Below are 24,828 nucleotides of genomic sequence, written 5' to 3' on the forward strand. Positions count from 1 at the left end.
GCCCCGGGGGGGTGGGGCCCCCGCCCCCGCGGCGCGGCCCGCCGTGCCGAACACGGCGGGCCGCCACAGCCGTCAGTTACACGTGGTGAGGCTCAGGCTGCTGTCGCCGCAGAGCAGCAGGCTGGCGCGGCTGCCGGTCTCGACGTCCCCCATGGCCTCTTCCCTGGGGGTCTCCATCGACTGCAGATCGAACAGGTTCATGAGCACTTCCTTTCGTACGGCAACGGGTGTTCTCGTCACGGCCCCTTGCGGGACCGGCTCGTGGGCCGCGGCTGCTGCTGCCGCGGCGGCGGGAGGAACGGCAGACCGGCGGTCCGGTCGCCGTGTACGGAGGCGACGGCCAGCAGGCATCCGGCCGTGCCGGTGGAGAGGTCCATCGACAGGCGCATCATCTGCTCGCCGGGAAAGGCCAGTCGGCCGCGGTAGGACATGGCGTGCCAGGTCAGCGCGTGGATCTGGCGCCGGACGGCCTCGGGTCCGGTGCCCGGCCCGGTGGCCGTCGTCCGGCCGAGGTGGAGCACCATTCCGGCGACGCCGCGGTAGAGGCCCGGCTGTGCGTAGAACATGGCCTGCGCCGCCCGCACGATCCCGGTCCGGGCCCGCTCGAACTGCTCGTCGCCGCGGTGCGCCAGATAGTCGTCCAGGACCATGCCGATGCCCACACTGCCCGCCCCCAGGTACGGCATGGTGCGCCAGCCCTCGTCCACCTGGAGGGCGCCGCCCGCACCACGGACGCAGCGGGACAGATCCTCGCGCAGTGCGGCGGCGGCGAGGTCCAGCAGACCGGTGTCACCGGTGCGTTCGTACAGCCGCAGGAAGAGCAGCGCGCTGCCCGTCGCGCCGTACAGCAGCCCGGCGCGACGCCGGCCGGCGGGATGCCCGCCCGGCGCGTCGGCCGCCGTGCCGCGGGCGCTCAGCTCGGCACACCGCAGGGCCGCCGCGTGCAGGGCGGAGTCGCCGGTGGCGGCGGCCAGGGAGTCCAGCACCAGACCCACGCCGGCCGTGCCGCTGTGCAGGTCGGCGGAGAGGCCCTCGAAGGGGTGGTCGAGGAGCAGCCGGGTGACTTCGCGTGCGCGGTCCCGGTGGCCGAGGTACTCCAGGGTCCAGGCGACCCCCGCGATCCCGTCGTGGAAGCCGAGCGGCATCCCCGAGGGCGGTTCCTTGGTCCGCTCGAGCAGCCACTGCTCCTCGTTCTCGTCCCGCTCCGCCCCGCTCCCGGCGAGGGCGTACAGCACCCCGGCCGCTCCGTGGCCGAACGCCAGGCCCCCGCCCGGGGTGGCGAACTGGGCGATGTCGCCGGGGAAGAGACGGTCGTCCCTGGAAGGGGTCGCCGCCGCGCGGATCGCAGCCGCCATCGACTCCCGGCTGCGGGGCCAGTCCCCCGGCTCGACCGGCACGAGGCGCTCCGTGCTCCGCCGCCCGGACCGCCGCCGGGCCGGGGCACCGGCGATCTCGTCGACCGCGGCGTCCAGGAAGGCACGCGGCACCGGGAACTGACGCGCGATGACATCGGCGAGATGCTCGGCCTTGCCCCGGTCCAGGGCGAGCAGGCTGGTCAGCGGCAGAAACAGGGCGAGCCGCAGACAGGCCAGTGCGTAGCGGTCCACCGCGCGGCCCCGCCGGTCGCCCGGGGCCACGAACCCGGGATGGGCGACCGTCTGCCGCCCCGGTTCCCCGATGTGATGGGCGGCCTCGAAGTCCAGCAGGGCCACCCGCCCGTCCTCGCGGACCATGACGTTGAACAGATGGAGGTCGTTGAAGACCACACCCCGCTCGTGGATCCGGGCGATGGCCCGCTCGACCCGGGAGTGGACGTCCAGCGCCCACTCGGTGTACTCGGCCAGGCGCCCGTGGCCGGGGTCCGCCTCGATGAGCGGATGGCGGCGCGCGAAGAACGTGTTGAGCGGCTTGCCGTCGAGGTGTTCCAGCACCAGGAAGTGGTGGTCACCGACGGTGAAGGTGTCCCGCACCTCCGGTGTGCAGGCCAGACCCGACAGCCGCTCCAGGGCCCGGCGCTCGCGGTGCAGCCGGGTCACCGCGTCCGCGCCGTCGGCCGCCAGACCGGCGTGCGGACGGGCCTCCTTGAGCACCACGAGCTCATCCGTGCGGGTGTCCCGGGCCCGGTAGACACCGCCGCCGTTGGAGAAGTGGAGCGCCGTCTCGACGGCGTAGGGGACACCGGCCAGGGTCACCGTCGCCCGGGCCTCGACATGGGGCCGCAGGAAGTCCGGCACCGTCACCCAGTCGGGCACCCGGAACACCGGGCCGCGAGGGTCGGGGACGAGCCTTCCGCCGGGATCGGCGATCGCAGGCCTCAGCTCGCCGCTCTCGTCGTAGCAGTTGCGGCGGGTGAAGCTGCCGTAGCGCACGTGCACCGGGCCGTCGCCGAGCCGGAGATCGCTCAGGATGTGCGGTCCGGGCTCGCCGTCCAGCAGCGCCGCCAGCTCGCCCGCGAGCAGCTCGAACCGTTCCTCGTCCGCCGGGTACACGGTGATGAACTTGCCGCTGCCGGCCCGGTCGGCGTACTTGGCGTTGCGCTGGTGCAGCAGATAGCGGCTCGGGACGAACTTGAACGCCACGCCGCGCTCCAGGCAGAGCAGCCGGACCCGCTCCAGGACGGACTCCGCGTTGTCCAGGCAGGCGGAGACGTGGATCTTCCAGCCCTGCGGCGGCAGTTCGGCGGCCGACGGGCGCAGGGCGAGCCAGTCGCCGCTCTCGGACCGGTGCCATCCGGGCGGGACGGGCAGGGTGGCCGCCGCGTACCGGGAGGCCGCCGCCGCGGTGCCGGGGGCGGTGCGGTGCGGCGCGTCGTAGAAGTGCGGGTCCGCGTCGCAGTACACGGCGTAGCCCTTGTTCACGCGTTCTCCCTCCGCCGGCCGGTGCCGTCCCAGACGCTGTCACGCGCCTCGGCGTCGGGAACAGTCACCGCTGTCAGCACTCGGCCGTGCGGAACGCACAGGTAACTTGTCCGGCCCTGACCCGGACCCCGGCCCCGGCTCCGATCCGGAGCCCCGGCCCAGCCCCGGACCCCGGCCCCGGCGCCGTACGCGGCCCTCCGACCGGCGCAGCGTGCTACTCCGCGGTCTTCCGGGCGAGGGCGTTGTTCCCTATCGAGTTGTGCACGCTGAAGCTCACCGCGTCCGACCGGTAGCGGTCGTCCGACCACTCCACCGGCCGTCCCTCGTGCGTCGTCGTCACCCGTCGCACCCGCAGCAGCGGGCTGCTGCGGCGGATGCCGAGCAGCCCGGCGTCCTGCGCCCCGGCGGCCACCGCGTCGATGATGTGCTCGCCGTAGGCGAAGACGAGCCCGGTGTCCTCGAGCAGCCGCTGCGTGACCGACGGGCAGTCCGGCTCGATCGACTCCACCGCCGCAGAGATCCAGTCGGCGTACACCGTCCGCTCCAGCAGCACCGGCTCGCCGTCCAGCCCCCGCACCCGCAGCACCTGCAACACGCCGGTGCCCGCCGGGAGCTGCAGCCGCACCGCGTCCTCGGTCGTGGCCGGCCGGTACCCCTGCTCGACCACCCGCCCCGTCGCCGCACGGCCCATCGCCCGCGCCCACTGGGCAAAGCTGCGCAGCTCGGCGAAGCTCTGGCTGCGGCGGCTGGCGAGCACCACCCGGCGCGCCCCCTGGCGGGAGCCGATCAGGCCCTCGGCGGTGAGGCTGGCGACCGCCTGGCGGACCGTCCCGCGGGAGACGGCGTACTGCGCGGCGAGTTCCGTCTCGGAAGGCAGCCGGCCGCCGACCGCGTACTCCTCGCGGTCGATCGCCCGTCGCAGCGCCTCGGCGATCTCCTCGTGTCGCGCCGTCATTCTGTCCCTCTGCCTCGGTGGATGTGCACAGCCCAAGCAGCCTAATCGATACCCGGTGTGATCTGTGCGAACCGGGATTGTGCAGGCAACAGGGTGCTGAGGTTGGGTTCGCGTTCACTCTCACGTCATTCGGGACGGGCGTACTGAGGCCGACTTGTTCAGACAAGTCTTCGCCGCGGACCGTGTCTGCGGCGCTCACCGAGCACCACCCGCCCCCGTGTGCACCCCTGGAGAGACCGTGCCTGTGTCCCAGCCGAGATCAGCCGTTCTCGGCGGCTCCCTCGCCGTCGTCGCCGCACTCGCCCTGAGTGCCTGCGGAGCCGCTCCCGACAACGCGTCCACCACCGCCGACGGCAAGTCCGCCGCCACTGCCACCTCCGCCGCCGACTTCGGCGGCATGGACGAGCTGATCGCCGCCGCCAAGAAGGAGGGCAGGCTCAACGCCATCGCGCTGCCCCGCGACTGGGCCAACTACGGCGCCCTCATCGACGGCTTCCAGCAGAAGTACGGCATCGAGGTCGAGGTCGAGAACCCCGACGGCTCCAGCCAGGACGAGATCAACGCCGTCACCTCCCGCAAGGGCCAGGACCGCGCACCCGACGTCCTCGACCTCGGCTCCTCCTTCGCCATCAGCGCCGCCCAGCAGGGCCTGCTCGCCCCGTACCGGGTGGCGGCGTTCGACGACATCCCCGAGACCCAGAAGGACGCGAAGGCCCGCTGGTACAACGACTACGGCGGTTACGTCTCCATCGGCTGCGACGCCGAACGCGTCAAGGAGTGCCCGACCACCTTCGAGGACCTGCTCGAGCCACGGTACAAGGGTCAGGTCGCGCTCAACGGCAACCCCACCAAGTCCGGTTCGGCCTTCGCCGGCGTCTACGCGGCGGCCCTCGCCCGCGGCGGCTCCTTCGACGACATCCAGCCCGGCCTGGACTTCTTCGCCGAACTGAAGAAGAACGGCAACTACACCCCCGTCGAGTCCACCCCGGCCACGGTCGAGAACGGCGAGACGCCGATCAGCATCGACTGGGACTACCTCAACGCCGGCTACGCCGAGGAGTTCCGGTCCAAGGGCGTCGACTGGAAGGTCGCGGTCCCGGCCGACGGACAGTTCTCCCAGTACTACTCGCAGGCCGTCAACAAGGACGCCCCGCACCCGGCCGCCGCCCGGCTGTGGCAGGAGTACCTCTACAGCGCCGAGGGCCAGAACCTGTGGCTCGAGGGTTACGCCCGGCCCGCGCTGATGACCGCCATGGAGAAGGCCGGCACCCTCGACGAGACCGCCGCAGCCAAGCTGCCCCGGGTCTCCGGCACCCCGTCCTTCCCCAGCGAGGGGCAGCAGAGCAAGGCCAAGACCGTGCTCGCCGAGGGCTGGGCGAAGGCCGTCTCCGGATGACCGCCACGCTCACGCGGGCGGACGTGGCACCCGCCGCTTCCCCGAAGCGGCGGCGCCGCGCCCCCGGATGGCTCGCCGTCCTCCCGCTGCTCGTCTTCACCGCCGTCGCCTTCGGGCTGCCGGCCGGCGCCATGCTGAACGGCGCCTTCACCGTCGAGGACCCGGCGACCGGTGCGACGTCCTACACCACCGGGAACCTCACGGCCTCCCTCCAGGGCGCCTACCTGACCGCACTGCTCGGCAGCGTCAAGCTGTCGGCGGTCTCCGCCGCCCTGGCGGCCGTGCTCGGACTGCCGCTCGCCCAGGCCGTGGTGACCTCCCGGTTCCCCGCGCTGCGCGAGGCCGTGTTCACCGCGTCCGGGGTACTCGCCAACTTCGGCGGCGTCCCGCTGGCCTTCGCGTTCGTCGCCACCCTCGGCAACGCCGGCGTGCTGACCCGGCATCTGGGTCTGGGCGGCACCGGCTGGGACCTGTACAGCTTCTGGGGACTCGTCCTCGTCTACCTGTACTTCCTGATCCCGTTGATGGTGCTCACCATCACCCCGGCCCTGGACGGACTGCGCGCCCAGTGGCGCGAGGCAGCGCAGAACAACGGCGCCACCACCGTGCAGTACTGGCGTCACGTGGCCCTGCCCGTGCTGCTGCCCTCGCTGCTCGGCGGCCTGGTGCTGCTCTTCGGCAGCTCCTTCGCCGCGTACGCCACCGCCGCCGCCATGGTGGGCAGCTCCGTCCCGCTCGTCACTCTGCAGATCGCCGACGCCATCTCCGGCAACGTGCTGGTCGGCCAGGAGAACGTGGCCCTCGCCCTCAGCCTCGACATGGTCCTCGTCGCCGGTCTCGTCATGGCCGTGTACCTGCCCCTGCAACGCCGGAGTGCCCGATGGCTCGCCTGAACCTGTGGCGGTGGGGCGTGCTCGGCCTCGCCGGACTGTACTTCCTGGTCCCGCTCGCCGCGTCCGTGGTCTTCACCGTCGACGTGCCCGGACAGGGCGTCACCTTCGACGCGTACACGCGGATCCTCTCCACCGACGGCTTCGCCGCCGGCCTGCTGCTCTCCCTGGAGCTGGCCGCCGCCACCATCGCGATCGTCCTGCTGCTGACGGTCCCCGCCATGGTCGCGCTGCGCCTCGGCGCGCCCCGGCTGCGGCCCGTCGTCGAGGTGGTGTGCTCGCTGCCGCTGGTGGTGCCGCCGATCGCGTTCGTCGCGGGCATCGGGACCGTACTGAAATGGGGGCCCGAGCATCTGTCGCGTACGCCGCTGTTCCAGACGTTCGTCGCCGTCCAGAACCCGGACTTCCCGTTCGTCCTGGTCCTCGCCTACGTGGTGATGGCGCTGCCGTTCGTGTACCGCGCGCTGGACGCCGGACTGCGCGCCGTCGACGTGCCCACCCTGGTCGAGGCCGCCCGCTCCTGCGGGGCCGGCTGGCCGCAGGCGCTGCTGAGGACCGTCCTGCCCAATCTGCGCGGCGCCCTGCTCAACGCGTCGTTCCTCACCCTCGCCCTGGTGCTCGGCGAGTTCACGGTGGCGCAACTGCTGGGCTTCCAGCCCTTCGCGGTGTGGATCGTGAACATCAGCGGCTCCCAGGCCCAGCTCTCCGTCGCCGTGTCCGTGCTCAGTCTGCTCGTGACATGGATCCTGCTTCTCGCGCTCGCCGGTGCCGGCGGACGCACCCGTACCGCATCCCGGGGATGAACCATGACCGCCACCACCCTTGAGAAGACCTCCGCCGCCGGCCAGGCCGCCGCGGCCACCGTCGAGTTCCGGCAACTGCGCCGGGAGTTCGGGGCCACCGTCGCCCTGGACGGACTCGACCTGACCGTCCGGCCCGGCGAGTTCCTCGCCCTGCTCGGCCCGTCCGGCTGCGGCAAGACCACCGCACTGCGGATGCTCGCGGGCTTCGAGCACCCCGACTCCGGCGCGGTCCTGGTCGACGGGCAGGACATCACCCGGATCCCCGCCCACCGCCGGGACGCCGGGATGGTCTTCCAGTCCTACAGCCTCTTCCCGCACCTGAACGCACGCGACAACGTGGCCTTCGGGCTGCGGATGCGCAAGGTACCCGGAGCCGAACGCCGCTCCCGCGCCGAGGGGCTGCTGGAACTGGTGGGGCTCGCCGACAAGGGCGAACGGTTCCCGCACCAGCTCTCCGGCGGGCAGCAGCAGCGGATCGCCCTGGCCCGCGCCCTCGCGCTGCGCCCACGCGTCCTGCTCCTGGACGAGCCGCTGTCCGCGCTCGACGCCAAGGTCCGGCTGTCCCTGCGCGAGGAGATCCGGCGGCTCCAGCAGGAGCTGGGCATCACCACGCTGTTCGTCACGCACGACCAGGAGGAGGCGCTGTCCGTCGCCGACCGGGTCGCCGTGATGCGGGCCGGGCGGCTGGAACAGTGCGCAGGGCCCGCCGAGCTGTACGGCCGTCCCGCCACCGCCTTCGTCGCCGAGTTCGTCGGCACCATGAGCCGGATCCCCGGAACCCTCGAGGGCGGCGACGTCGAGGTGCTCGGGCAGCGGCTGCCGGTCGACGGTCCCGTGCCGGACGGCGGCGCGCCGGAGGTGGACGTCCTGGTGCGGCCCGAGGCCGTGCGGGTCGGAGCCGACGACAGCGGGACCGCGCGGGTCGTCTCCACCGCCTTCCTCGGCGCGGTCGTCCGGGTGACCGCACGGCTCGCCGACGGCACCGAGGTCAAGGCCGATCTGCCCGCCCACGATGCGGCCGGGCTCGGCACCGGATCCGCCGTGCGCGTGTCGCTGCCCGAGCGGGCCGTGCTGGTCGCGGAGCGCAGAACCGGCTGAGACACCCGCACACCGCAGGCCGACCACCGCCGAGACACGAAAAGAGAACCCCACGTGACCCCCCACCCCCGACTCCTGCTCCAGGCCGTCCTGTTCGACATGGACGGCACGCTCGTCGACACCGAGCGGCTGTGGTGGGAGGCTGTGGAACACGTCGCGGGACGGCCGCTGACCGACGCGGACCGGCCCGAGGTGCTGGGCCGGCCGGTCGAGCACACCGCCGCATGGCTGGCCGCCGCCTCCGGCCGGCCCCTCGCCGACCTGTCCGCCGCACTGCACCGGGAGTTCGCCGACCGCGTCCGCACCGGCATCGTGCCCCGCCCCGGCGCGCTCGACCTGCTGGACGCGCTCGCCCGGGACGGCGTACGCACCGCCCTGGTCACCGCGTCACCGCGGGCCGTCGCCGGCACCGTCCTGGCCGCGCTCGGCGCCGACCGGTTCGCGGTGGCGGTCACCGCGGACGACACCGCCGTCAGCAAACCCGCCCCCGACCCCTACCTCGCCGCCTGCCACGCCCTCGGCGCGGAACCGGCCGCCTGCGTCGCCGTCGAGGACACCCAGACCGGTGTGAGCTCCGCGGAGGCGGCCGGCTGCGCGGTGTTGGCCGTGCCGTCGCTGGCGCCGATCGCGACGGCACCGGGACGCACCGTGCGGGCCAGCCTCGTGGGGGTGACGACCGAGGAGCTGAACGCGATGGTGGCCCGCCAGTGGGCCGCGGCCGCGGAGACCGTGCCCGGCCCGGGGGCGGCCCCCCGCCCGGGCACAGGCTCTGGCCCGGGCACAGGCTCCGGCTCCCGCATTGGCTCTGGCCCGGGCTCCGGCTCGGGCAGTGGCTCCGGCGTCGGCACTGGCCCCGGCACCGTACTCGTGTCCGTGCCCCACCCGGACGACCCGGACGCGGATGCCGCACCACCGCCCCGGCTGCGCGTGATGAGCTGGAACCTGTGGCTCGGCGGAGCACCCGTCGACGACCACCGTGCCAAGCAGATCAAGACCGTCCTGGACACCGGCGCGGACGTCGTCTGCCTCCAGGAGACCGCCGGCACCGCGACCCGCGAACTGGCCGAGGCCCTCGGCCGGCACCACCACGCGGCCGGCGAGAACCTCGGCATCATCAGCCGCCACCCGATCACCGCCCGCCACGGAGACCCCGGCGTCGGCTTCTACGGGGCGGCCGGAGTACGGATCCTTCTCGCTCCCGGCCGGGAGATCGACGTATGGACGGCGCATCTGCACTACACCCCGTACGGGCCCTACGAGTCCGCCTTCGACGGGCTGGGCGCCGACGAGCTGATCGCCCACGAGGAGGTCCGGCTCGCCCAGATGCACGACACGCTGCGCTGGATCGCCGCGACGAACGACGACGGCGTGCCCGTGGTGCTGGCCGGCGACTTCAACAGCCCCTCGCACCTCGACCGGCCGGACGTCGACTGGCCGGTGACCCGCGCGGCCGAGGAGGCGGGTCTGCGCGACTCCTACCGCGAGGCACACCCCGACCCCGTCGCCGCGCCGGGCCACACCTGGTCGCCGGTCCACCCCCTGCACGAGGACGGCAGCGGCCGGCCCGAACCGCAGGACCGGATCGACTACGTCCTCCACCGCGGCCTGCGGGTCCTCGACTCACGGACCCTGGTGACCGGCACCCCCCGGGCCTGGCCCGACGTGAGCGGCAACGACTGGCCGTCGGACCACGCGGCGGTCGTCACGACGTTCGCCCTGCCCGGAACGGGACGGCGAACGGCAGCGCCCCGGGCGGGAGGAGGGCGCGCGGACACGGCGGGGCACCGATCGGGCTGACGGTGCCCGGTCCCGGGGGGCCTCGGGCCGGCCACGGACGAGGAGCCCCCTGGGACGGCGCGGCCACCGGGCGGTCCGCCGGGACGTTGGTCAGCGCCGCTGTCCCCAGGCCATCGCCATGCCCGGCCCCAGCTCGGCGAGATGCGGAGCGGCCAGGTAGGCCAGGGTCTCGTCGACAGCGTCGGCGTCGACCCGGCCGGTCGCCTCCAGAGCCGGCCGCATCCGGCGGAGGGTCTCGGTCCAGAAACGGGCCAGGGCGCCGTCCGGGCGCATCGGTGGGCACCACAGTTCCGCGCCCACCTGCTGCAGGCCCTCCTCCCGGAGGAAGTGCGGGTAGGCGGGCACCGTGGAGATGTCGGTGCCGATGGTCGTTCTCAGCGCCTGCCACATCGCGTCCATGGTGCGCCGGTAGGCGGACGAGGTGTCGAGGACGTCCGGCAGCTCCACGGCGTCGCCGAGCACCAGCCAGCCGCCGGGGTTGAGACCGCTCGCCAGCCGGGAGACGATCCGGCGCCGCTCCGGCAGGTGCATCAGGACGAACCGGGCATGGATCAGGTCGAAGCCGTCCAGCCGCAGCCGCTCGTCCGTGAGATCCGCGGTGACCACCCGCAACCGCGGGGAGTCCAGGGCGGTCAGTGCGCCGGTGTCCCTGTCCAGGGCGACCACCTCGTCGGCTCCCGCCTCCTCCAGCAGCCAGCGCGCGACCGTCCCGGTCCCCGCCCCCACCTCGAGGCAGCGCAGACCCGGCCCCGCCCCGAGCGCCTCGAGGCGGCGGGTGGTGACCGGGTCGTAGACCAGTGCCCCGGCGTCGATCCGGCCGGCCTCTCCCGGGTCCTCCGGCTCGAACAGGTCCTCGCCGTACCGGCCGCCGTCGCCCGCCGCCCCGCCCGGGAACGGCGCGTCCGTCACGGCCCGGCCCCCGCACGGGCCCCCGGTGCCGCGCGTCCGGGAGCCGGCAGGGCCGGTCCGCCGGCCCGCGCACTCCTCGTCGAGTCCATGGACCGAAGCTAGACCGGCCCCGGGAACGGCGCCACCGACGCGCGCCGGGCGGGCCGGTGGCCGGCGCCCGGCGGCCGACGCCCGGCGAGCGCGGCCCGCAGCCGGAGAGTACGGTGGCGCCCAGGTGGCACCGGGCGGTGGAGACGGCATGGCCGACAGGGACGCGGAGAGGCTTCCGCGCAAGACCTACGAGCGTGAACTGCTGCGTCTGCAGACGGAGTTGGTGAAACTGCAGGAGTGGGTGCGGTCCGAGGGCGCGCGGCTGGTCGTGGTCTTCGAGGGGCGGGACGCGGCCGGCAAGGGAGGCACCGTCAAACGGGTCGCCGAGCACCTCAACCCCCGCGTCGCCCGGATAGCGGCCCTGCAGAAGCCGACGGAGCGTGAACGCACCCAGTGGTACTTCCAGCGCTACGTCGAGCATCTGCCGGCCGCCGGGGAGATCGTGCTGTTCGACCGGTCCTGGTACAACCGGGCCGGGGTGGAGCATGTGATGGGCTTCTGCACGAAACGGGAGCACCAGCTGTTCCTGCGCCAGTGCCCGATCTTCGAGCGGATGCTGGTCGAGGACGGGATCCTGCTGCGCAAGTACTGGTTCTCGGTGAGCGACGTCGAGCAGCAGGAGCGCTTCCGCAGGCGCCTGGAGGACCCCCTGCGGCGCTGGAAGCTCTCGCCGATGGATCTGGAGTCCATCACGCGCTGGGAGGCGTACTCCCGCGCCAAGGACGACATGCTGGTACACACGGACATCGCCGAGGCACCCTGGTACGTCGTGGAGAGCGACGACAAGCGACGGGCGCGGCTGAACACGATCGCGCACCTGCTGGACTCGGTGCCGTACCACGACGTGCCGCCGCCCGTCCTCGAGCTGCCGCAGAGACCGCCGTCGACCGGCTACCACCGCCCGCCCCGCGATCAGCAGACCTACGTCCCCGACCACGCGGCGAGCCTCTGACCGCCCGCTCGTCGCTGCTCCGCACCGCCGTGACGTTCCCGGAACGCCCACCGCCGCATGTCGGCGGCGTATGACCTGAGCCCAGGGGGTATCAACGGCACGGCGCGGGGGCGCCGCACGGTGGCGGAGGGGGCGCAGGATGGCCGATTCGAGTGCGTCGGGTGTGCGCGGGGGCGCGGGCGGTCCGACCGAAGAGGACCGAGCGGTGGAGGAGGCGACGCGGACACACGGTCCCGAGCACTCCAGAACGCTCACCGCGCGCGTGCGCCGCGCGGACGCGGTGGGCCGGGCGGGTGCACCATGGCGAGCGGTGGCGGAGATCCGCGAGGTCCTCGGCATCGCGACGCGTGCCGGGGGCCCGCTCGGTGTCCGGGCCGTCAAGGCCCGCGCCCAGCTGGCGCACTGGCAGGTCGCCGAGGGCCGGCCCGATCACGCCATGGCCACCATGGAAGAGCAGCTCGCACTCCAGCTCGCCGCCCTGCGGCCCGAATCCGACGCGGTGCTCGACACCCGGTCGAGGATCGCGGACCTGCGGCTGCTGAGCGGTGACGCGCAGGGCGCCGTCGCCGAACTGCGCGCGGTCCTCGCCGCCACGGGTGCGGACACGACCCCCGGGCCGTCGGGCTCCCGCGCCGCCGCGACCGGGCCCGGCGGCGGCGCGACCCGGCGCGTCACGGCCACCCGCCGCCGACTCGCGCACGCCCTGGAGGCGGCGGGGGACCTGGCCGGTGCCGCCGGCCAGTGGGAACTGCTCGCCGACGGCCGCGCCGCATCCGACCCGGACGGCGCGGCATCCGCCCGTCGGCAGACCGAGCAGCTGCGGGACCGCCTGGCCGGGCTCCCCGGCCAGGCACCTGCACCGCCCGCCACGGCGGCGGAGCTGTCGCTCGAGGCTCTGGCCGCCGCGGAGCCCGGCTCGACGGCCGCGCTGAAGGCCATGGGCCGGATGGCGCAGGAGCGGGTGGGCGACGAGGACGTGCCGGCCGCCATGCGCGCCCTGATCGACCGCTGGCAGGCCGCCCTCACCCCGGCAGCGCCCGCCGTGCTCACGGCCCGTGCACACCTGGCGGAGGCCCTGGGCCAGGCCGGTGACCGGTCGGCGGCGGCCGGCGAACTGGCCGGGGTCGTCGAGGTGCTCCTCACCGCCGCTCCCGCCGACCCCGCACGGCTGTACGCGTCCCGGCGGAAGCTGGCCCACTGGCAGGAGGCCGACGGCGACTACCGGGCCGCCGCCGCGACCGTCACGGCCGCGCTCGACACGCAGCTGGCGCACTCCGACCCGTCCCATCCCCTCGTCCTGGCGCTGCGCGCGCGGCTGGCCGACATCCGGATGCACGCCGGTGACCCGGCCGCCGCGGCGGCGGAGTACCGCGTCCTCATCGAGGCGACCGGACGCGTGAAGGGCGCCAACTCCGCCGCGGTCATGGCCCTCGACCGCCGGCTGGCCGCCGTCCTCGTGGCGGCCGGCCGGGCCGCGGAAGCGGCCGAGACCCTGCGCGCGGGCCTCGACGCCTGGACCGCCGCACACGGTCCCGACAACCCGGAGGCGGAGGCCGCCCGGCGCAGCCTGGCCTTCACCCTGCAGGCCGACGCGGACGTCGCGGGCTCTCTCGCGGTCCTCCGGGAAACCGTGCACCGCCGGGAGCGACGGTGGGGCCGGAAGCACCCCGAGACCCTCGCCGCGCTCCGTACGCTGGCCTACGCCGAGCACGACGCGGGCGAGTTCGCCGCCGCCGTCGGACACCTGGCGGAACTGCACGCCCGCCGGTGCGCCGCCTCGGGCGAAGAACACCCCGACACCCGGGCCGTGGCCGGGGTGCTGGCCGAATGGCGGGACAGCCGGGCCGCCGACGAGGACCGCGCCCGACGACGGACGCGCCGCGGCGGACATGCGGGGCAGGAGGACCACCGATGAGCCCCCGCGACGCCGACCCCGGCGGCCCCCGCCGTCCCGGAGAGCATGCTGGGCTCGCGGACGGTACGCACGCTGACGACGGGCCCGACGCACGGGACGACGGGCGAGACACCGCGGACGACGGGCTCGACGCCCTGTTCGACGCCGAGGCCGCGGCCACGCTGCGCGCCCACTGGGCCGAGCGGGGTCTCACCGTACGGGCCCAGGCCGAGCCGTGGCGACGCTCGGGCCACAGCGGGGCCCGGCTCGGCCTGGTCGTGCTCGGCCACCCGGACCGCCCGGACGAGCGTGTCGTCGTCAAGGTGCTGCCCGCAGGACCGGACACCCGCGAGACCGACCGGCACCACCGGGCGGTCGCCGCCGCACCGGATTTCACGGCCGCACATGTGGTGGCACAGGCCCACCCGCCGCACGACCTGCCCGGCCGCCGGCGGGCCATGTACCAGAAGCTGCCGCCGGCCACCGGGGAGGTGATGCCACTGGGCGCCGCGCTCAACGGCGAACTCGCCGCACCATGCGCCCGGTTGGCCGCGTCCCTCCTCGACGGCTGGAATCCCGGGCGCAGCCTGCTGCCCACCACCGTGGGGAGGTACCTGGCCACCGAACTGCGCTCGGCCCTGGAACCGGGGCGCTCGGCCCGCGCCTGGGCGCGGGAGATCCTCATGACCGACGTGGCCGACCCCACCGACGCGGAGACCGGCCGGTGGATCCGGGACGAGGACGAACCGGGCGTGATCCTGCCGAACCCGGCCCGGATCACCGAGCCGGGCCACCCGATCGGCGAGCTCCCGCTCGACCACTTCGCCGGCAGTGCCCACGGCGACCTGCACCTCGAGAACGTCCTGGTCGAGCACCGCGACGGCAGGCCCGTGGCCGGCCGGCACTGGCTGATCGACCTGGCCCACTACGCGGACGGCGTCCCGTTGAGCCGTGACATCGCCGCCCTGGTGCTGGCGCTGGTGCGCCGGCGCGTCGCCGACCTGCCGGCCGGCGCGTCCGGCGAGGCGCGTGCCCTCATCGACGCCGTCGTCGACCCCTCCGGCACGGCCGGGCCCGGCATCGGAGCCGGCGTGGTCGATGCGATACGGGCCGTGGACGATGCGTGCCGAGCCGCCCTGCCCGGGGACCGGGAGGTGTGGCGCGCCCAGTACCTGTGGTCCGTCGTGGCCGAGGCCCTGGTGCACACCTCGTACGAGGCGACCGGGGAGCGGGTCCGCTGGTGGTGCTCCCGGCTCGCCGCCCACGCCGCGCGCGCGGCCCTCGACGAGGCGCGGCGGCGGGCCCCCGCCGGCACGGACCCGCCGCTCGAGCCGGTGGCCGGGGCGATACCCCTGGTGGGGCCGCGGACGGCGGCGGCCCGCCGGGCTCCGCGCCGGGCGCTGCGCACCCGGGACGAGGTCGTTGCCTCCGTACGGGGGAGGTCGCTCGTCCCGGACGAGCTGCCGTTCTTCAGCAAAGCACCCGCCCGTACCCCGGACGCGCTGGTCCCGCCCGTGCGGGGCGACCGGCTCCCGTCCGGTGTCGCCCTGCTGGGGGCCGCGGGTGCGGGGAAGTCGCGATGGTGTCTGGAGGCGGCGGCGCGTGCCGAGGAGGCCGGCTCGCCGGTGCGCTTCCTGGGCGGCATCGACGGCGGTTCCGCCGAGCCGCTGCCGCTGTCGACCGAGGAACTCGTCACCGAACTGGCGGACGCACTCGCAGGGACACCCGCAGCACGTACGGCCCTGCTGGTGATCGACGGCCTCGACCGCTTCCCCGGGCTCGATCTGCCCGGGCTGCACGACGCCCTCGTCGAGCTCGCGTACCAGGGCCGACCGGTGGCCGTCCTGGCGACCTCCCGGCACGGCACACACTGGAACTCGCAGCTGGCCCGGGGAGCCGCTGCACTGCTGCCGGCCGAGCAGCACCTCCCGTCCGACCCGGCGTACCGGCGTCCGCTGCTGCGCTCGGTGCTGCGCAGGTCGGCGCCGCGGACGGTGGGGGCCCTGGGCGCCGTCGCCGTACTGGCCGCCCTGCGCAACGATCCGGAGAAGCCCCTGGCGCCGGGCGTCGCCGCCATGTGGTCCGGAGTCCTGGAACGCGCCACGCGGACCACCGCGACGACTCCGGCCCCCGCGGGGCGCCCGGCCCGGCCCGGCGCCCGGCCCGCCGGATCCGGCGGCCACCCCGCACTCCGGGAGGAGACACTGCCCGAGGCCCTTCACCGGGCGCTCCAGGGCGTGCCCGGCGACCCGGAGACGGCCGGACGGCTCGTCCTGCTGCCGGCGGCGGCCGTTCTCGCCTCGGCCCCGCTGCCGTACGACCGCCTGCTCACCGTCGCCGACACCGCGCTGTCCGAAGCGGCCAGGGCCCTGAAGCGACCCGCACCCTGCGCCGGCGAGGACGTGATCCGCTGTCTGCGCGAGACCGGCCTGCTGCACCTCGATCCCACCCCCGCCGGAACCCCCGGCACGCTCGTGGTGTCCCACCCTCTCGCCTGCGACGCCTTCCTCGAGTACGCCACCGGGTGCGGCGCCGAGGGCACCGGAACCGGACTCCTCCTGGGCGTCGCCGCCCGGGACATGAGTGCCTTCGCCAACACGGCCGCGTCCGTCACCCGCTGGTATCCGCTCGCGTCCAGGGAGACCCGCGACCGGTTCGACGAGCAGGCCGCGCTCTGGCTCTACGAGCACGCCGCCACGCTGGGCCGGGCAGTGACCACCGCCGACCCCGGCGGGGCGAGCGTCCTGGAGTTCCTCCTCTTCACCCGCCCCTGGCACAAGCTCACGTACACGTACTGGAGCTCCCTGGCCGGCCCGTGGTTCCAGCGTCCCGAGGCCTCGCGCGTCGACCCCCTGCTGCTGGCCCGCGCGCTCTACGAGGACCGCAACGAGGTCCGGGAGAGAATCGTCGATCTGGCCCTCGGATGGCTGGAGCGCCACGCGCGCGAGCCGGTTGCCGCCCAAGTCCTGCGCTGGCTGCTGCGCCGGCACGAGACCCGCGACGCCCGCCGGGACCAGGCGCTGCGCCTGGCGGACACGTTCCTGGAGGCCAACCCGCAGGTGCGGCCGAACCACGTGCTCGCCGCGGCCCTCGTGCAGCACGCCGAGGTCCCGGAGCGGACCGGCCCCCTCGCCGAACGGGCCCTGGCCGAACTGCGCGAGGCACCCGGGGCCGAGACCAACGGCCCGCTGCTGGGGGCCCTGCTCTCCCGTCGCGACATCGACGAGCGGGTCCTGGAGGGGGCCCTGGAACTGGCCCGGGCCCACATGGCGCACAACCCCCTCGCCCCCACTTCGAACGAGGTGCTGAAGTGGCTGCTGCTGCGCACCGAGCTGCCGGCCGCCGACCATCGCGCCGCCATGACCGCGGCGGACGCCTGGCTCGCGGTGAACGCCACCCACCCGCACGCCGCCCATGTGCTCTCCGGTGTCCTGCTGGACCGCCGCTCCACCGAGTCCCGCCTCCGGGAGGCCGCCTCGCTCGCGGTGGACTGGCTGGAGACCAACGAGCGGCGGCGACCGGCCATCTGGGTACTGACCGACCTCATGGAGGCCCACGAACGGTTCGAGCGGATCCACGGCACCGGGCAGCCGCTGCTCCCCGACGACCTGCGCCCCCGCCTCGCCGCGGTGACGGTCCCCTGGCTCAGGCAGTGGGCATGGGAGGCCGTCACCCCCAGCACGGCGGCCCGGGTCCTGCGCCTGACCCACCGGACCACCGCCGGCACCGCCCTGGCCCGTGCCCTGCTCACCTGGGTGCGTGCCAAGGAGCACTCCGGGCAGCCCAAGGCGTTCCCCGTCCTGATCGCCGTGCTCGACGTGTCGGGTCCCGGCCGCGCGCTGGGTGCCGAGACGGTCGGACCCGCGCTGAAGTGGCTGCGCACCCACCACCGGAGGGAGACCGCCGGCGGTGTGCTGCAGAAGCTGCTGCAACTGGAGGACCTGCGGGGCGACGAGGCACGGACGGCCTACACCTACGCACTGGCCTGGCTGGACGGTCACCGTGACCGGCACACCACCGACACCCATGTCGCCCGGTGGCTGCTGCTCGCGTTCAAGCGGCAGCCACCGGCCGCCGGGCAGCTCGCGGCCGCGGTCGATCACGTCATCGCCCTGTTGGACCGCCTGAAGGCGGCAGGCAGCACCAGGGTCTCGCTGCACGTGCACCTGCCGATGCTGCGGGCGGCGCTCGAGCAGCAGCCCGACCCGGAGCGGACCGGGCGGCTGCTCACCCACGCGAAGTGGCTGCTCGACCACCAGGACCTCGGCGGCCAGCGGGGCATGCTCTTCCAGTCGCTGCTCGGACCCCGGGACCTTCCCGAGGACTTCGTCACGGAGGTGATCGACGAGGCGCTCGGCTGGCTGGACGCGTCCGCGGGGACCGAACAGGCGGGCTTCGCCCTCAAGGGACTGGTCCGGCGCAGGGAGGCCGCCGCCGGGTCCGACGCGCACGCGCGCCTGTGCGCCGCCGCCCGTGTCTGGCTCGACGCACATCCCGGACACCCCGAGGCGGGCAGCCTGGCCGGACTGCTGCTCGACCGGAACGACGTCGATCCGGCGACCGGACGGGCGGCCGTGGACGCCGGCACGGCCTGGCTGCTGTCCACCGCGCCCGCCGTCGACAAGGCCGCGCCCCTTCTCGCCCGGCTCCTGCCGCTGGCACCCCCCGACGACGGCCGGGCCGTCGCCTTCGCGCTGCGCCTGCTGGCCGAACACCCTCCCTGGCGGCGTGCCATGCAGATCCTGGGCGGTCTGCTGTGCTGCCGGGGACTCGGTGCGGGGGAGAGCGACCGGGTCCGCCAGCAGGCCCTGCTGCTCGTCGCCGACCACCAGTACGACTGGGAGGCGGGCCGCGTCCTGCAGCGTCTGCTCGAACGTGACGATCTGGACGCCCGGCAGGAGCGGGACGCGATGGAGCACGCCCGCGGCTGGTGGCACCAGCACCACCGGCTCGCCTCCGCCCCCTACCTCGCCGAGGCGATGTTCGCCCATGACGAGCATCTGCGACGGCGGCTCGGGGACCGTGACTGGCGGACCCGGATCGTGGACGACCTGGTCGACTGGCTCGGCGCGGAGCCTCTGGGGAAGCCCAACGAGGGGCGCGGCTCCCTGCCCACCGCCGTCCGCCTGGTCAAGGACCACCCGCGGCTGAGCGCCGTACAGAAGGCGGAGATCGCCGAACGCGTCGCCCACTGGCTGACCGCCCGTCCGGACGACGCCGGCGGGCGGGAACTGGCCGGCTGGGCGGTGACCCTCGTCGACGACGCCAACCGCAGCGATCCCTTCGGCGCGGGTGTCGCCGTGGCACCGGACACCCTCGCCCGGATCCGGGCGGTGGCGAGCGGCGCACCGCCGCGCCCACGGACCGGGCAACCGCCTCGCCCGGAACCCGACCACGGTGCCGGGGACGGAGCGGGGAGCGGAGCCGACCGGGGTCGGTGAGGAACCCGGGGGCGGACCGCGCGCGGGGCACACACCGTCTCCCGACGCCTCCTGACCGGCCGGGTGCGTGGGACCCGGGGGCCCCGGGCCCTCACGTGATCGCTCGGCGCGGATCCCGGGCGACGCGTGGGGGGTTGTCGGACCGGAGGCCGGTCCCGAGGGTCAGTCCCACCGGAAGTCCCAGGTCCGGTGGGAGAGGACCTCGTGGGCGGCGTAGGAGCGCAGTGTGGCGTGGCGGCCACGGGTGAGGTTCTGCGGGCAGAAGGCCAGGTGCTCCGCGGCAACGGCCTCCGCCGCCGCCCGGGTCGCCGGCGGGGCGGCGACGGAGAGGACGAGCCGGTCGGCGGTGAGGGCCACGAGGCGTGCGGCGAAGCGGTCCTCCCAGGAGCGGAGTACGGCGCTGAGGACGCCGGCGTCGTCCTCGTGGTTCAGCGAGCCGGACCAGCCGATGGCCACGGGGATGTCGGCACTGCGGTGAGCAGGGACCAGCGCGAGGTGCGGCTCCTCGAGCCGCGAGCCGCTGCCCGTCAGGGCTTCGGCGAGCTCCGCGGCACGGGCGTCCGGGTCCGAGACGGGCCGCCCTGGCCCGGCGAGCCCCGGCCACTCGGCGCCGAAGGGGGCGAACACCTCGTCGGGGTCCGCCGGTTCGTCCGGCAGTCCGGCGGTCCGCGCCCCGGCGGGCGGATCGTCAGGATCTCCCGCGTCGGTCGATCCCGGCCCGACCGACCGCCAGAAGTGGGCAAGGAACTCCTCGGCGTCCAGGTCCTCCGGGTACGAGATCTCCCCGCACATCAGATCCCAGCCTTCCGGACCGCCCCGGTGGCCGCCCGTGTCCATCAGCACGGGACGGAGGCCGGCGGATCGCCGTTCGGCGTGGTGAGCGGTCCATTCCCCCGGGGCGGCGGGCGCGTCCGCGAGCCAGAACAGCGGCCTGGGCCAGGTGCCCTGGTACGTCTGGTCGATCAGCCTCCCTGCGGGCAGTGCGTGCCCCGGAGCCCGGCCACTCGGATCCGTCAGAAGCCGGCTCAGCATGTCTGGAAGCGTGTCCATGACGGCAACTGTAGAGGCGGCAGGCGGCGTTCTGACGCGTGCACCCGGCCTCCCGGTCCCGGTGAAGCGCCGGCTCAGGGGTGCCTCGAACGTCCCGGCGCCACGCACACGGGGTGCGGTCCCCGGCCGGTGTCCGGCCCGGACCGCACCCCGTGCGTGGTCAGCAGACCGGCGTCACAGCGCCCGCAGGTAGTACTTGGTGCGGAAGCCGCTGCTGGTGGAGCAGTCGAGAGTGGACCGGGTGTTCGTGTAGGTGAAGCCCGACGGCACCGTACAGGCCCACAGACCCGTCTTCGGGGTCTTCAGGTAGTACTTGGTGCGGAAGCCGCTGCTGGTGGAGCAGTCCAGGGTGGACCGGGTGTTCGTGTAGGTGAAGCCGGAGGCGGTGCTGCACGCCCACAGGCCGTCCTTGGGCGGCTGCACGTAGTACTGGGTTCTGAAACCGCTGGTGGAACAGTTCAGCGTGGAGCGGGTGTTGGTGTACACATAGCCGGACGGAACCGTGCAGGACCAGAAGGGGGCGGCAGCGGCGCTCCCGGACGGGGCACCGGCCGCGGCGTCGGCCGGTGCCGCCGAAGAGGGGGCGACGACGGCCCCGAGCAGAGCGAAGGCGCCCACGGCGCCGGGCAGCAGCATCCGCAGTTTCGATCGCATCATGAGGTGAGCACTCCTTGTTGGTCGTCCCACGGGCAGAACCAACGGGTGGGGGGCTCGGCCGGAGTCTGGCCCATGCTCCGGCCGCCGCGTCGTGCGCACCCCGGAATGCTGACAGCCGCGGTCCCCGGAGGGCAACGTTCCCCACCCGTCGCCGAAATGGTCAAGCCGTCCGACGTACTGCCGCTGACCAGCGCTTCCTTGTTGGAACACGTGTGCGACACAGGCTTCGCGGCCGGCCACTGCGGCCGGAAAGCGCACGGCGGTGACAGCCCCGGACGGGGGTTCAGGCGACGAGGTACTCGACCGCGTCCACGATGTGCGGGCCGTACCCGAAGGCTGCGGCGACCTCCTCCAGCCGTGCGTACGACGCCGGGGAGAGCGGCACGGCGAAGCTGCCGACGGCACAGAGCAGGAACCGGAAGGCCAGCTCCGCGCAGACCGTCTCGGCGCACCGCACGACCGCGCGCCGGGTGGCGGCCGGACGCAGGTCCGCGCCCTCTGGCCCCTCCCGGCCGAGCAGCCCGGCCAGGGAGACGATGTCCGCCGTCCGGCGCCGGTGCTCGACCGCCGCCGGCGAGGCGCCGTCCGGCACACACGACGGGTAGGTCGTGACCCTCTCCCGAGAGGCGCCCCGCGCCCGCGCGAGCGGCACGGCCATCGCCAGCAGCCGGTCCAGCGCGGCGTGCTCCCGGCCCCCGATCTCCGGCTGGCCGTCCATCGGCGTGCCCGTGGCCCGCCACAGGGCGCTGAGGTCCTCCCCGGACAGCCCCGAGTCCCGCAGCCGCAGCACGTCCTCGATGAGGAGGAGGACGCGCTCGGGGTCGGGCTCCGGGTCGCTGCCGCCGAGATGCGTCAGGGCGTGCTCCAGCGCGGTGCCGGAGTACAGGACCCAGTCGCCGTGGAACGACGCACCGAGACCGGTCACACCGAAGTCGAACACCACCCAGTCGTGCTGGGCCGCGGGATCGTGCATGCTGCTCGTGGCTCCTTACAGCGGGTAGGCGGTCAGGACGAAGAAGCCGCCCGGCTTGTGTCCCTGCTTGACCTGGAGCGTCACCCTGAAGCGGTTGCTCGTCGTCGCACTGTAGTTGCCCAGGTGGTCCACGCTGTCGCCGAGCGATCCGGTCCCGTGGACGCCGGTGAGCGTGAGCTGCTGGCTGCCGCCCTTGCCGGCATCCGCCACCCACTTGGCGATCCGGGCCTTGTTCTGGTCGACCAGCTGGTCGACCGCCTTCTGAGCGAGGTCCTGACCTGCCCAGCGGGAGTTGGGCGTGGGCTTGCCCGTCTTGCGGGTCTTGGCGGCGGCCAGCCGCTGCATCTGCTGCCGGTCCACGTCGACGTGCTCGTCCAGGGTGTGCGCCACACCCGGGAACATCCGCTCGGCGCGCGCCAGGTCCGTGCAGTTGTGGACCAGGACGTCCTGGGTGCCGGCCTGCACGTAGTAGCTGTCGATACCGCTGACGTCGAGGTCGTAGGTGGCCCGCCGCTCGGCACCGAACCGCGCGGTCCCGGTCACGGTGACCTCCGTACCGTCGGCCGTCCGCAGCCGCTCGCCCGCGCGGATCTCGCCGGCGGCGACCCATGCCCGACGCTCCGGGAGCCAGTAGCGGTGCTGCTCGGTCGACGTGACGTCCGCAGCGACGGCCGCACTGCCCGGACCGTCCGTTCCGGGAGCCACCGACAGGCGCACGAACGTCTTGTCCGAGTACTCCGAGGTGAACGGGGCCGACACCACCGGCCGTGCCCGGGTCAGCTCCGCGAAGCCGCCGCCGGGGTCGGTGGCCAGCACCTCGTCGCCCGCCCGCACCTCCTCGATCGGCTTGTGCGTGCCGTCCGCCATGCGCACCCGGGTACCGGCCGGGAAGCTGTTGCACGCGAAGACGGCATCGGCCTTGCGGACGCCGCGGATGTCGTCCGGGAGCAGCTTGCCGCCCAGCTTCAGCCAGCGCAGCACGGCCAGGGAGCCCAGTGCCCGGTCGAACCCGCCGACGTGCTCGCCGGTCACCATGTCCTTGCCGGTGACCGCCTCGACGATGCCCTTGCCGTCGCCGATGCCCGGCAGCAGACCGAGCAGCACCGACATCCGGCGCTGCTGCTCCTCGCTGTCGAGGCCGGATCCGCCGTCGCTCCAGTCCTTGCCGACATGCGAGAAGTCGAACTCGAACGCCGGGACCTCACGGAGCTTCTCGGCGGCCTTCTTGATACCGGGGACGACCTTGTTCATGTCGTCGACGGCCCTGTTGGCCTCGCCGATTCCCTCGTCGAGCTGGTCCATGCCGCGGTTGGCCTTGTCGACGGCCTTGTTCAGGCCGCCCAGCGACCGGTTGATGTCGTCGACCGCGTCGTTCATGTCCCCGAGCGCGCGGTTCATCTGCGCGAACCCGGCGTTGATGTCGTCGAGCGCCTCGCCGATGCCGTCGAGGTTCTCCCTGACCCCGTTGACCGCAGCCTGGAACTTCGGGTCGCCGACCAGCTGCGCGAGCCCGAGGGTGAGCCGGATCAGCAGCAGGGTCATCTCGACCATCACCAGGATGGTCTCGATGGTCTCGAGGACGTCCTTCTGCAGTTTGTCGATGTCCTTCTGTGCACCCGCGGCGGCCGCGCGGATCTGCTTCTCGACCTTCTGGCGGTACTCGGGGTCCGCGATCTTGCTCGGATCCTCCTTGAAGGCGTCCTTGAGCGTCTGGAGCCCCGCGACCTCCTTCTTCACGGTGCCGAAGTGATCGACGGTGTCCTTGTGCAGGTAGTGGATGCCGTACGCGAACATCCCCACGCCCACGCCGACCTTGAGCGCCTTGCGCGCGAACTCGCGATAACAGGCGGGCTTCTTCAGCAGCGGCACCTCGTCGCACCCGGAGACGCGGGCGGTGCCCCGGACGACGGCGGCCAGCCGATCGGTCTCCAGCCTCGCTTCGGCGGCCTTGAGCCGCGCCTCGACCTGGGCCAGCCTGACGCTCTGCGCGGCGACCGCGCTGTCCTCGCCCATCCCGAACGTCAGGAAGATGCTGAGGACGGTCAGCAGGGTGACCGTTTTCAGTTTGCTGCGGTTGTACATCTGTGCCCCGTGTCAGAGGGCAGGGCGCACCCGGATGGTCACTCCGTCGCGTCCCGGCCCTGAATCTCCCCCGGGGGGCCCTGCCTTGCACGGCACCCCCGATTACCGGCCAGTAGCCTACGTGCTCCGCGACCCTGTTGATCACCACGGGCTGCGGCAGCCTCCGGCCGCCGGAGGGGCCGGGGACGACAAGGGCGTCCAGGCCGACGGAGTCTCCGTTCGACGCGTTCCTCGCCGCGGCCGCGCCGCATGCACCATCCGCCGCCACGGCGCCGGGTCCTGCGCCCCTGATGCTCGGGCCCTGCGCCACGGACGCTAGGGTCGGTGCCCGGACTGCCCGCCGCCCCCGTTCACGCCACCGCGCCCTGCCGGACCACCAGCACCGAGGAGACCGACCGTTGGAGACCCGGACCATGCCCGCCGACGGGGACGACGGCTTCTGGGCGGAGCGCCGCACATGCTTCCTGACCACTCTCCGGCCCGATGGCACCCCCCACCTCACGCCGGTCGGCGTCACCTACGACGCGGAGACGCGGACGGCCCGCGTCATCACCGACGGCGGCAACAAGAAGGTCCGCAACATCCGGGCCGCACTGGCCGCCGGTACCGCAGCCCATGTCGCGGTGAGCCAGGTGGAGGGCCGACGCTGGTGCACCCTCGAAGGCACCGCCGTCATCAAGGACGATCCCGAGTCCGTCGCCGACGCCGAGCGCCGGTACACCGAGCGCTACAAGCCCCCGCGGGTCAATCCCGACCGGGTCGTCATCGAGATCACCGTCACCCGCGCCCTGGGGACCGCTGTGCCGTCGGGCTGGTGAGCCGGCCCGCGGTGCCCGGCCCGGCCTCCGGCGGGTCGCCCAGCGGCCGGGTCGGAGCGTCGTCCGCCCCCGTCCGCCTGCCCGGCTCGGTCTCGTCCAGTTCCCAGTAGTGCCGGCAGTCGTCGCACCGGTACTCCGGGATCCCCGCACCGATCGTGAGGACTG

At 74.0% G+C, this 24,828-nt stretch carries 17 protein-coding genes; 9 read left to right on the forward strand and 8 right to left on the reverse strand.

The window, feature by feature from the left end:
* Positions 1 to 72: 72 nt before the first annotated feature.
* The 3 genes from ramS to V5O46_RS24150 all read right to left on the reverse strand — a co-directional run bounded on the left by ramS (position 73) and on the right by V5O46_RS24150 (position 3,813).
* Positions 73 to 201 carry a mycelium formation morphogenetic lantipeptide SapB gene (gene ramS, locus V5O46_RS24140; RefSeq protein WP_332886774.1) on the reverse strand — a complete coding sequence of 43 codons (129 nt, stop codon included), beginning with the start codon at positions 199 to 201 and terminating at the stop codon, positions 73 to 75.
* Positions 202 to 236: 35 nt separating this feature from the next.
* The gene (gene lanKC, locus V5O46_RS24145) at positions 237 to 2,858 is read right to left on the reverse strand and encodes a class III lanthionine synthetase LanKC (RefSeq protein ID WP_332886775.1); all 2,622 of its coding nucleotides are present in this window, start codon (positions 2,856 to 2,858) and stop codon (positions 237 to 239) included.
* A 214-nt stretch (positions 2,859 to 3,072) separates the two neighbouring features.
* Positions 3,073 to 3,813: a GntR family transcriptional regulator gene (locus tag V5O46_RS24150; protein WP_332886776.1), complete on the reverse strand. Its 741-nt coding sequence runs from the start codon at positions 3,811 to 3,813 to the stop codon at positions 3,073 to 3,075.
* Positions 3,814 to 4,051: 238 nt separating this feature from the next.
* Here V5O46_RS24150 and V5O46_RS24155 point away from each other — a divergent pair, with 238 nt between their 5' ends.
* The 5 genes from V5O46_RS24155 to V5O46_RS24175 are packed head-to-tail and all read left to right on the forward strand — an operon-like array spanning position 4,052 to position 9,797.
* Entirely contained in the window at positions 4,052 to 5,209 is a 1,158-nt protein-coding gene (locus V5O46_RS24155; protein ID WP_332886777.1) for an ABC transporter substrate-binding protein, read from the forward strand.
* Entirely contained in the window at positions 5,206 to 6,102 is an 897-nt protein-coding gene (locus tag V5O46_RS24160) for an ABC transporter permease (RefSeq protein WP_332886778.1), read from the forward strand. The genes V5O46_RS24155 and V5O46_RS24160 overlap by 4 nt, the downstream gene beginning before the upstream one ends.
* Positions 6,090 to 6,902, forward strand: coding sequence for an ABC transporter permease (locus tag V5O46_RS24165; protein ID WP_332886779.1), 813 nt, complete (start codon positions 6,090 to 6,092; stop codon positions 6,900 to 6,902). Before V5O46_RS24160 ends, V5O46_RS24165 begins: the two co-directional genes overlap by 13 nt.
* Before the next feature lie 3 nt (positions 6,903 to 6,905).
* Complete coding sequence (locus V5O46_RS24170) at positions 6,906 to 8,000, forward strand: ABC transporter ATP-binding protein (RefSeq protein WP_332886780.1); 1,095 nt, start codon at positions 6,906 to 6,908, stop codon at positions 7,998 to 8,000.
* A 54-nt stretch (positions 8,001 to 8,054) separates the two neighbouring features.
* Positions 8,055 to 9,797 (forward strand): HAD-IA family hydrolase, encoded by a 1,743-nt coding sequence (locus V5O46_RS24175; RefSeq protein WP_332886781.1) that lies wholly within the window; start codon positions 8,055 to 8,057, stop codon positions 9,795 to 9,797.
* Between the two features lie 90 nt (positions 9,798 to 9,887).
* Here the strand turns inward: V5O46_RS24175 and V5O46_RS24180 are convergent, their stop codons facing one another.
* Complete coding sequence (locus tag V5O46_RS24180) at positions 9,888 to 10,706, reverse strand: class I SAM-dependent methyltransferase (protein ID WP_332886782.1); 819 nt, start codon at positions 10,704 to 10,706, stop codon at positions 9,888 to 9,890.
* Positions 10,707 to 10,944: 238 nt separating this feature from the next.
* Between V5O46_RS24180 and ppk2 the strand changes: the two genes are divergently transcribed.
* From ppk2 to V5O46_RS24195, 3 genes are all read left to right on the forward strand, one after another.
* Positions 10,945 to 11,748 carry a polyphosphate kinase 2 gene (gene ppk2 / locus V5O46_RS24185; protein WP_332886783.1) on the forward strand — a complete coding sequence of 268 codons (804 nt, stop codon included), beginning with the start codon at positions 10,945 to 10,947 and terminating at the stop codon, positions 11,746 to 11,748.
* A gap of 310 nt (positions 11,749 to 12,058) precedes the next feature.
* Positions 12,059 to 13,663, forward strand: coding sequence for a tetratricopeptide repeat protein (locus V5O46_RS24190; RefSeq protein ID WP_332886784.1), 1,605 nt, complete (start codon positions 12,059 to 12,061; stop codon positions 13,661 to 13,663).
* The gene (locus V5O46_RS24195; protein WP_332886785.1) at positions 13,660 to 19,083 is read left to right on the forward strand and encodes a hypothetical protein; all 5,424 of its coding nucleotides are present in this window, start codon (positions 13,660 to 13,662) and stop codon (positions 19,081 to 19,083) included. Before V5O46_RS24190 ends, V5O46_RS24195 begins: the two co-directional genes overlap by 4 nt.
* A 162-nt stretch (positions 19,084 to 19,245) precedes the next feature.
* Here V5O46_RS24195 and V5O46_RS24200 read toward each other — a convergent pair whose 3' ends face one another.
* The 4 genes from V5O46_RS24200 to V5O46_RS24215 form a co-directional block, all read right to left on the reverse strand.
* Positions 19,246 to 20,133 (reverse strand): DUF4253 domain-containing protein, encoded by an 888-nt coding sequence (locus V5O46_RS24200; protein WP_332886786.1) that lies wholly within the window; start codon positions 20,131 to 20,133, stop codon positions 19,246 to 19,248.
* Between the two features lie 174 nt (positions 20,134 to 20,307).
* Complete coding sequence (locus V5O46_RS24205; protein ID WP_332886787.1) at positions 20,308 to 20,790, reverse strand: hypothetical protein; 483 nt, start codon at positions 20,788 to 20,790, stop codon at positions 20,308 to 20,310.
* A gap of 283 nt (positions 20,791 to 21,073) precedes the next feature.
* A complete protein-coding gene (locus V5O46_RS24210) occupies positions 21,074 to 21,763 on the reverse strand; it encodes a hypothetical protein (RefSeq protein WP_332886788.1) in 690 nt (229 codons plus the stop codon).
* 15 nt (positions 21,764 to 21,778) lie between these two features.
* Positions 21,779 to 23,845 carry a pre-toxin TG domain-containing protein gene (locus V5O46_RS24215; protein WP_332886789.1) on the reverse strand — a complete coding sequence of 689 codons (2,067 nt, stop codon included), beginning with the start codon at positions 23,843 to 23,845 and terminating at the stop codon, positions 21,779 to 21,781.
* A 413-nt stretch (positions 23,846 to 24,258) separates the two neighbouring features.
* Between V5O46_RS24215 and V5O46_RS24220 the strand changes: the two genes are divergently transcribed.
* The gene (locus V5O46_RS24220) at positions 24,259 to 24,663 is read left to right on the forward strand and encodes a TIGR03618 family F420-dependent PPOX class oxidoreductase (protein WP_332886838.1); all 405 of its coding nucleotides are present in this window, start codon (positions 24,259 to 24,261) and stop codon (positions 24,661 to 24,663) included.
* The last annotated feature ends 165 nt before the right edge of the window (positions 24,664 to 24,828 follow it).

It is taken from the genome of Streptomyces poriticola (assembly GCF_036689765.1).
Taxonomy (GTDB): domain Bacteria; phylum Actinomycetota; class Actinomycetes; order Streptomycetales; family Streptomycetaceae; genus Streptomyces; species Streptomyces poriticola.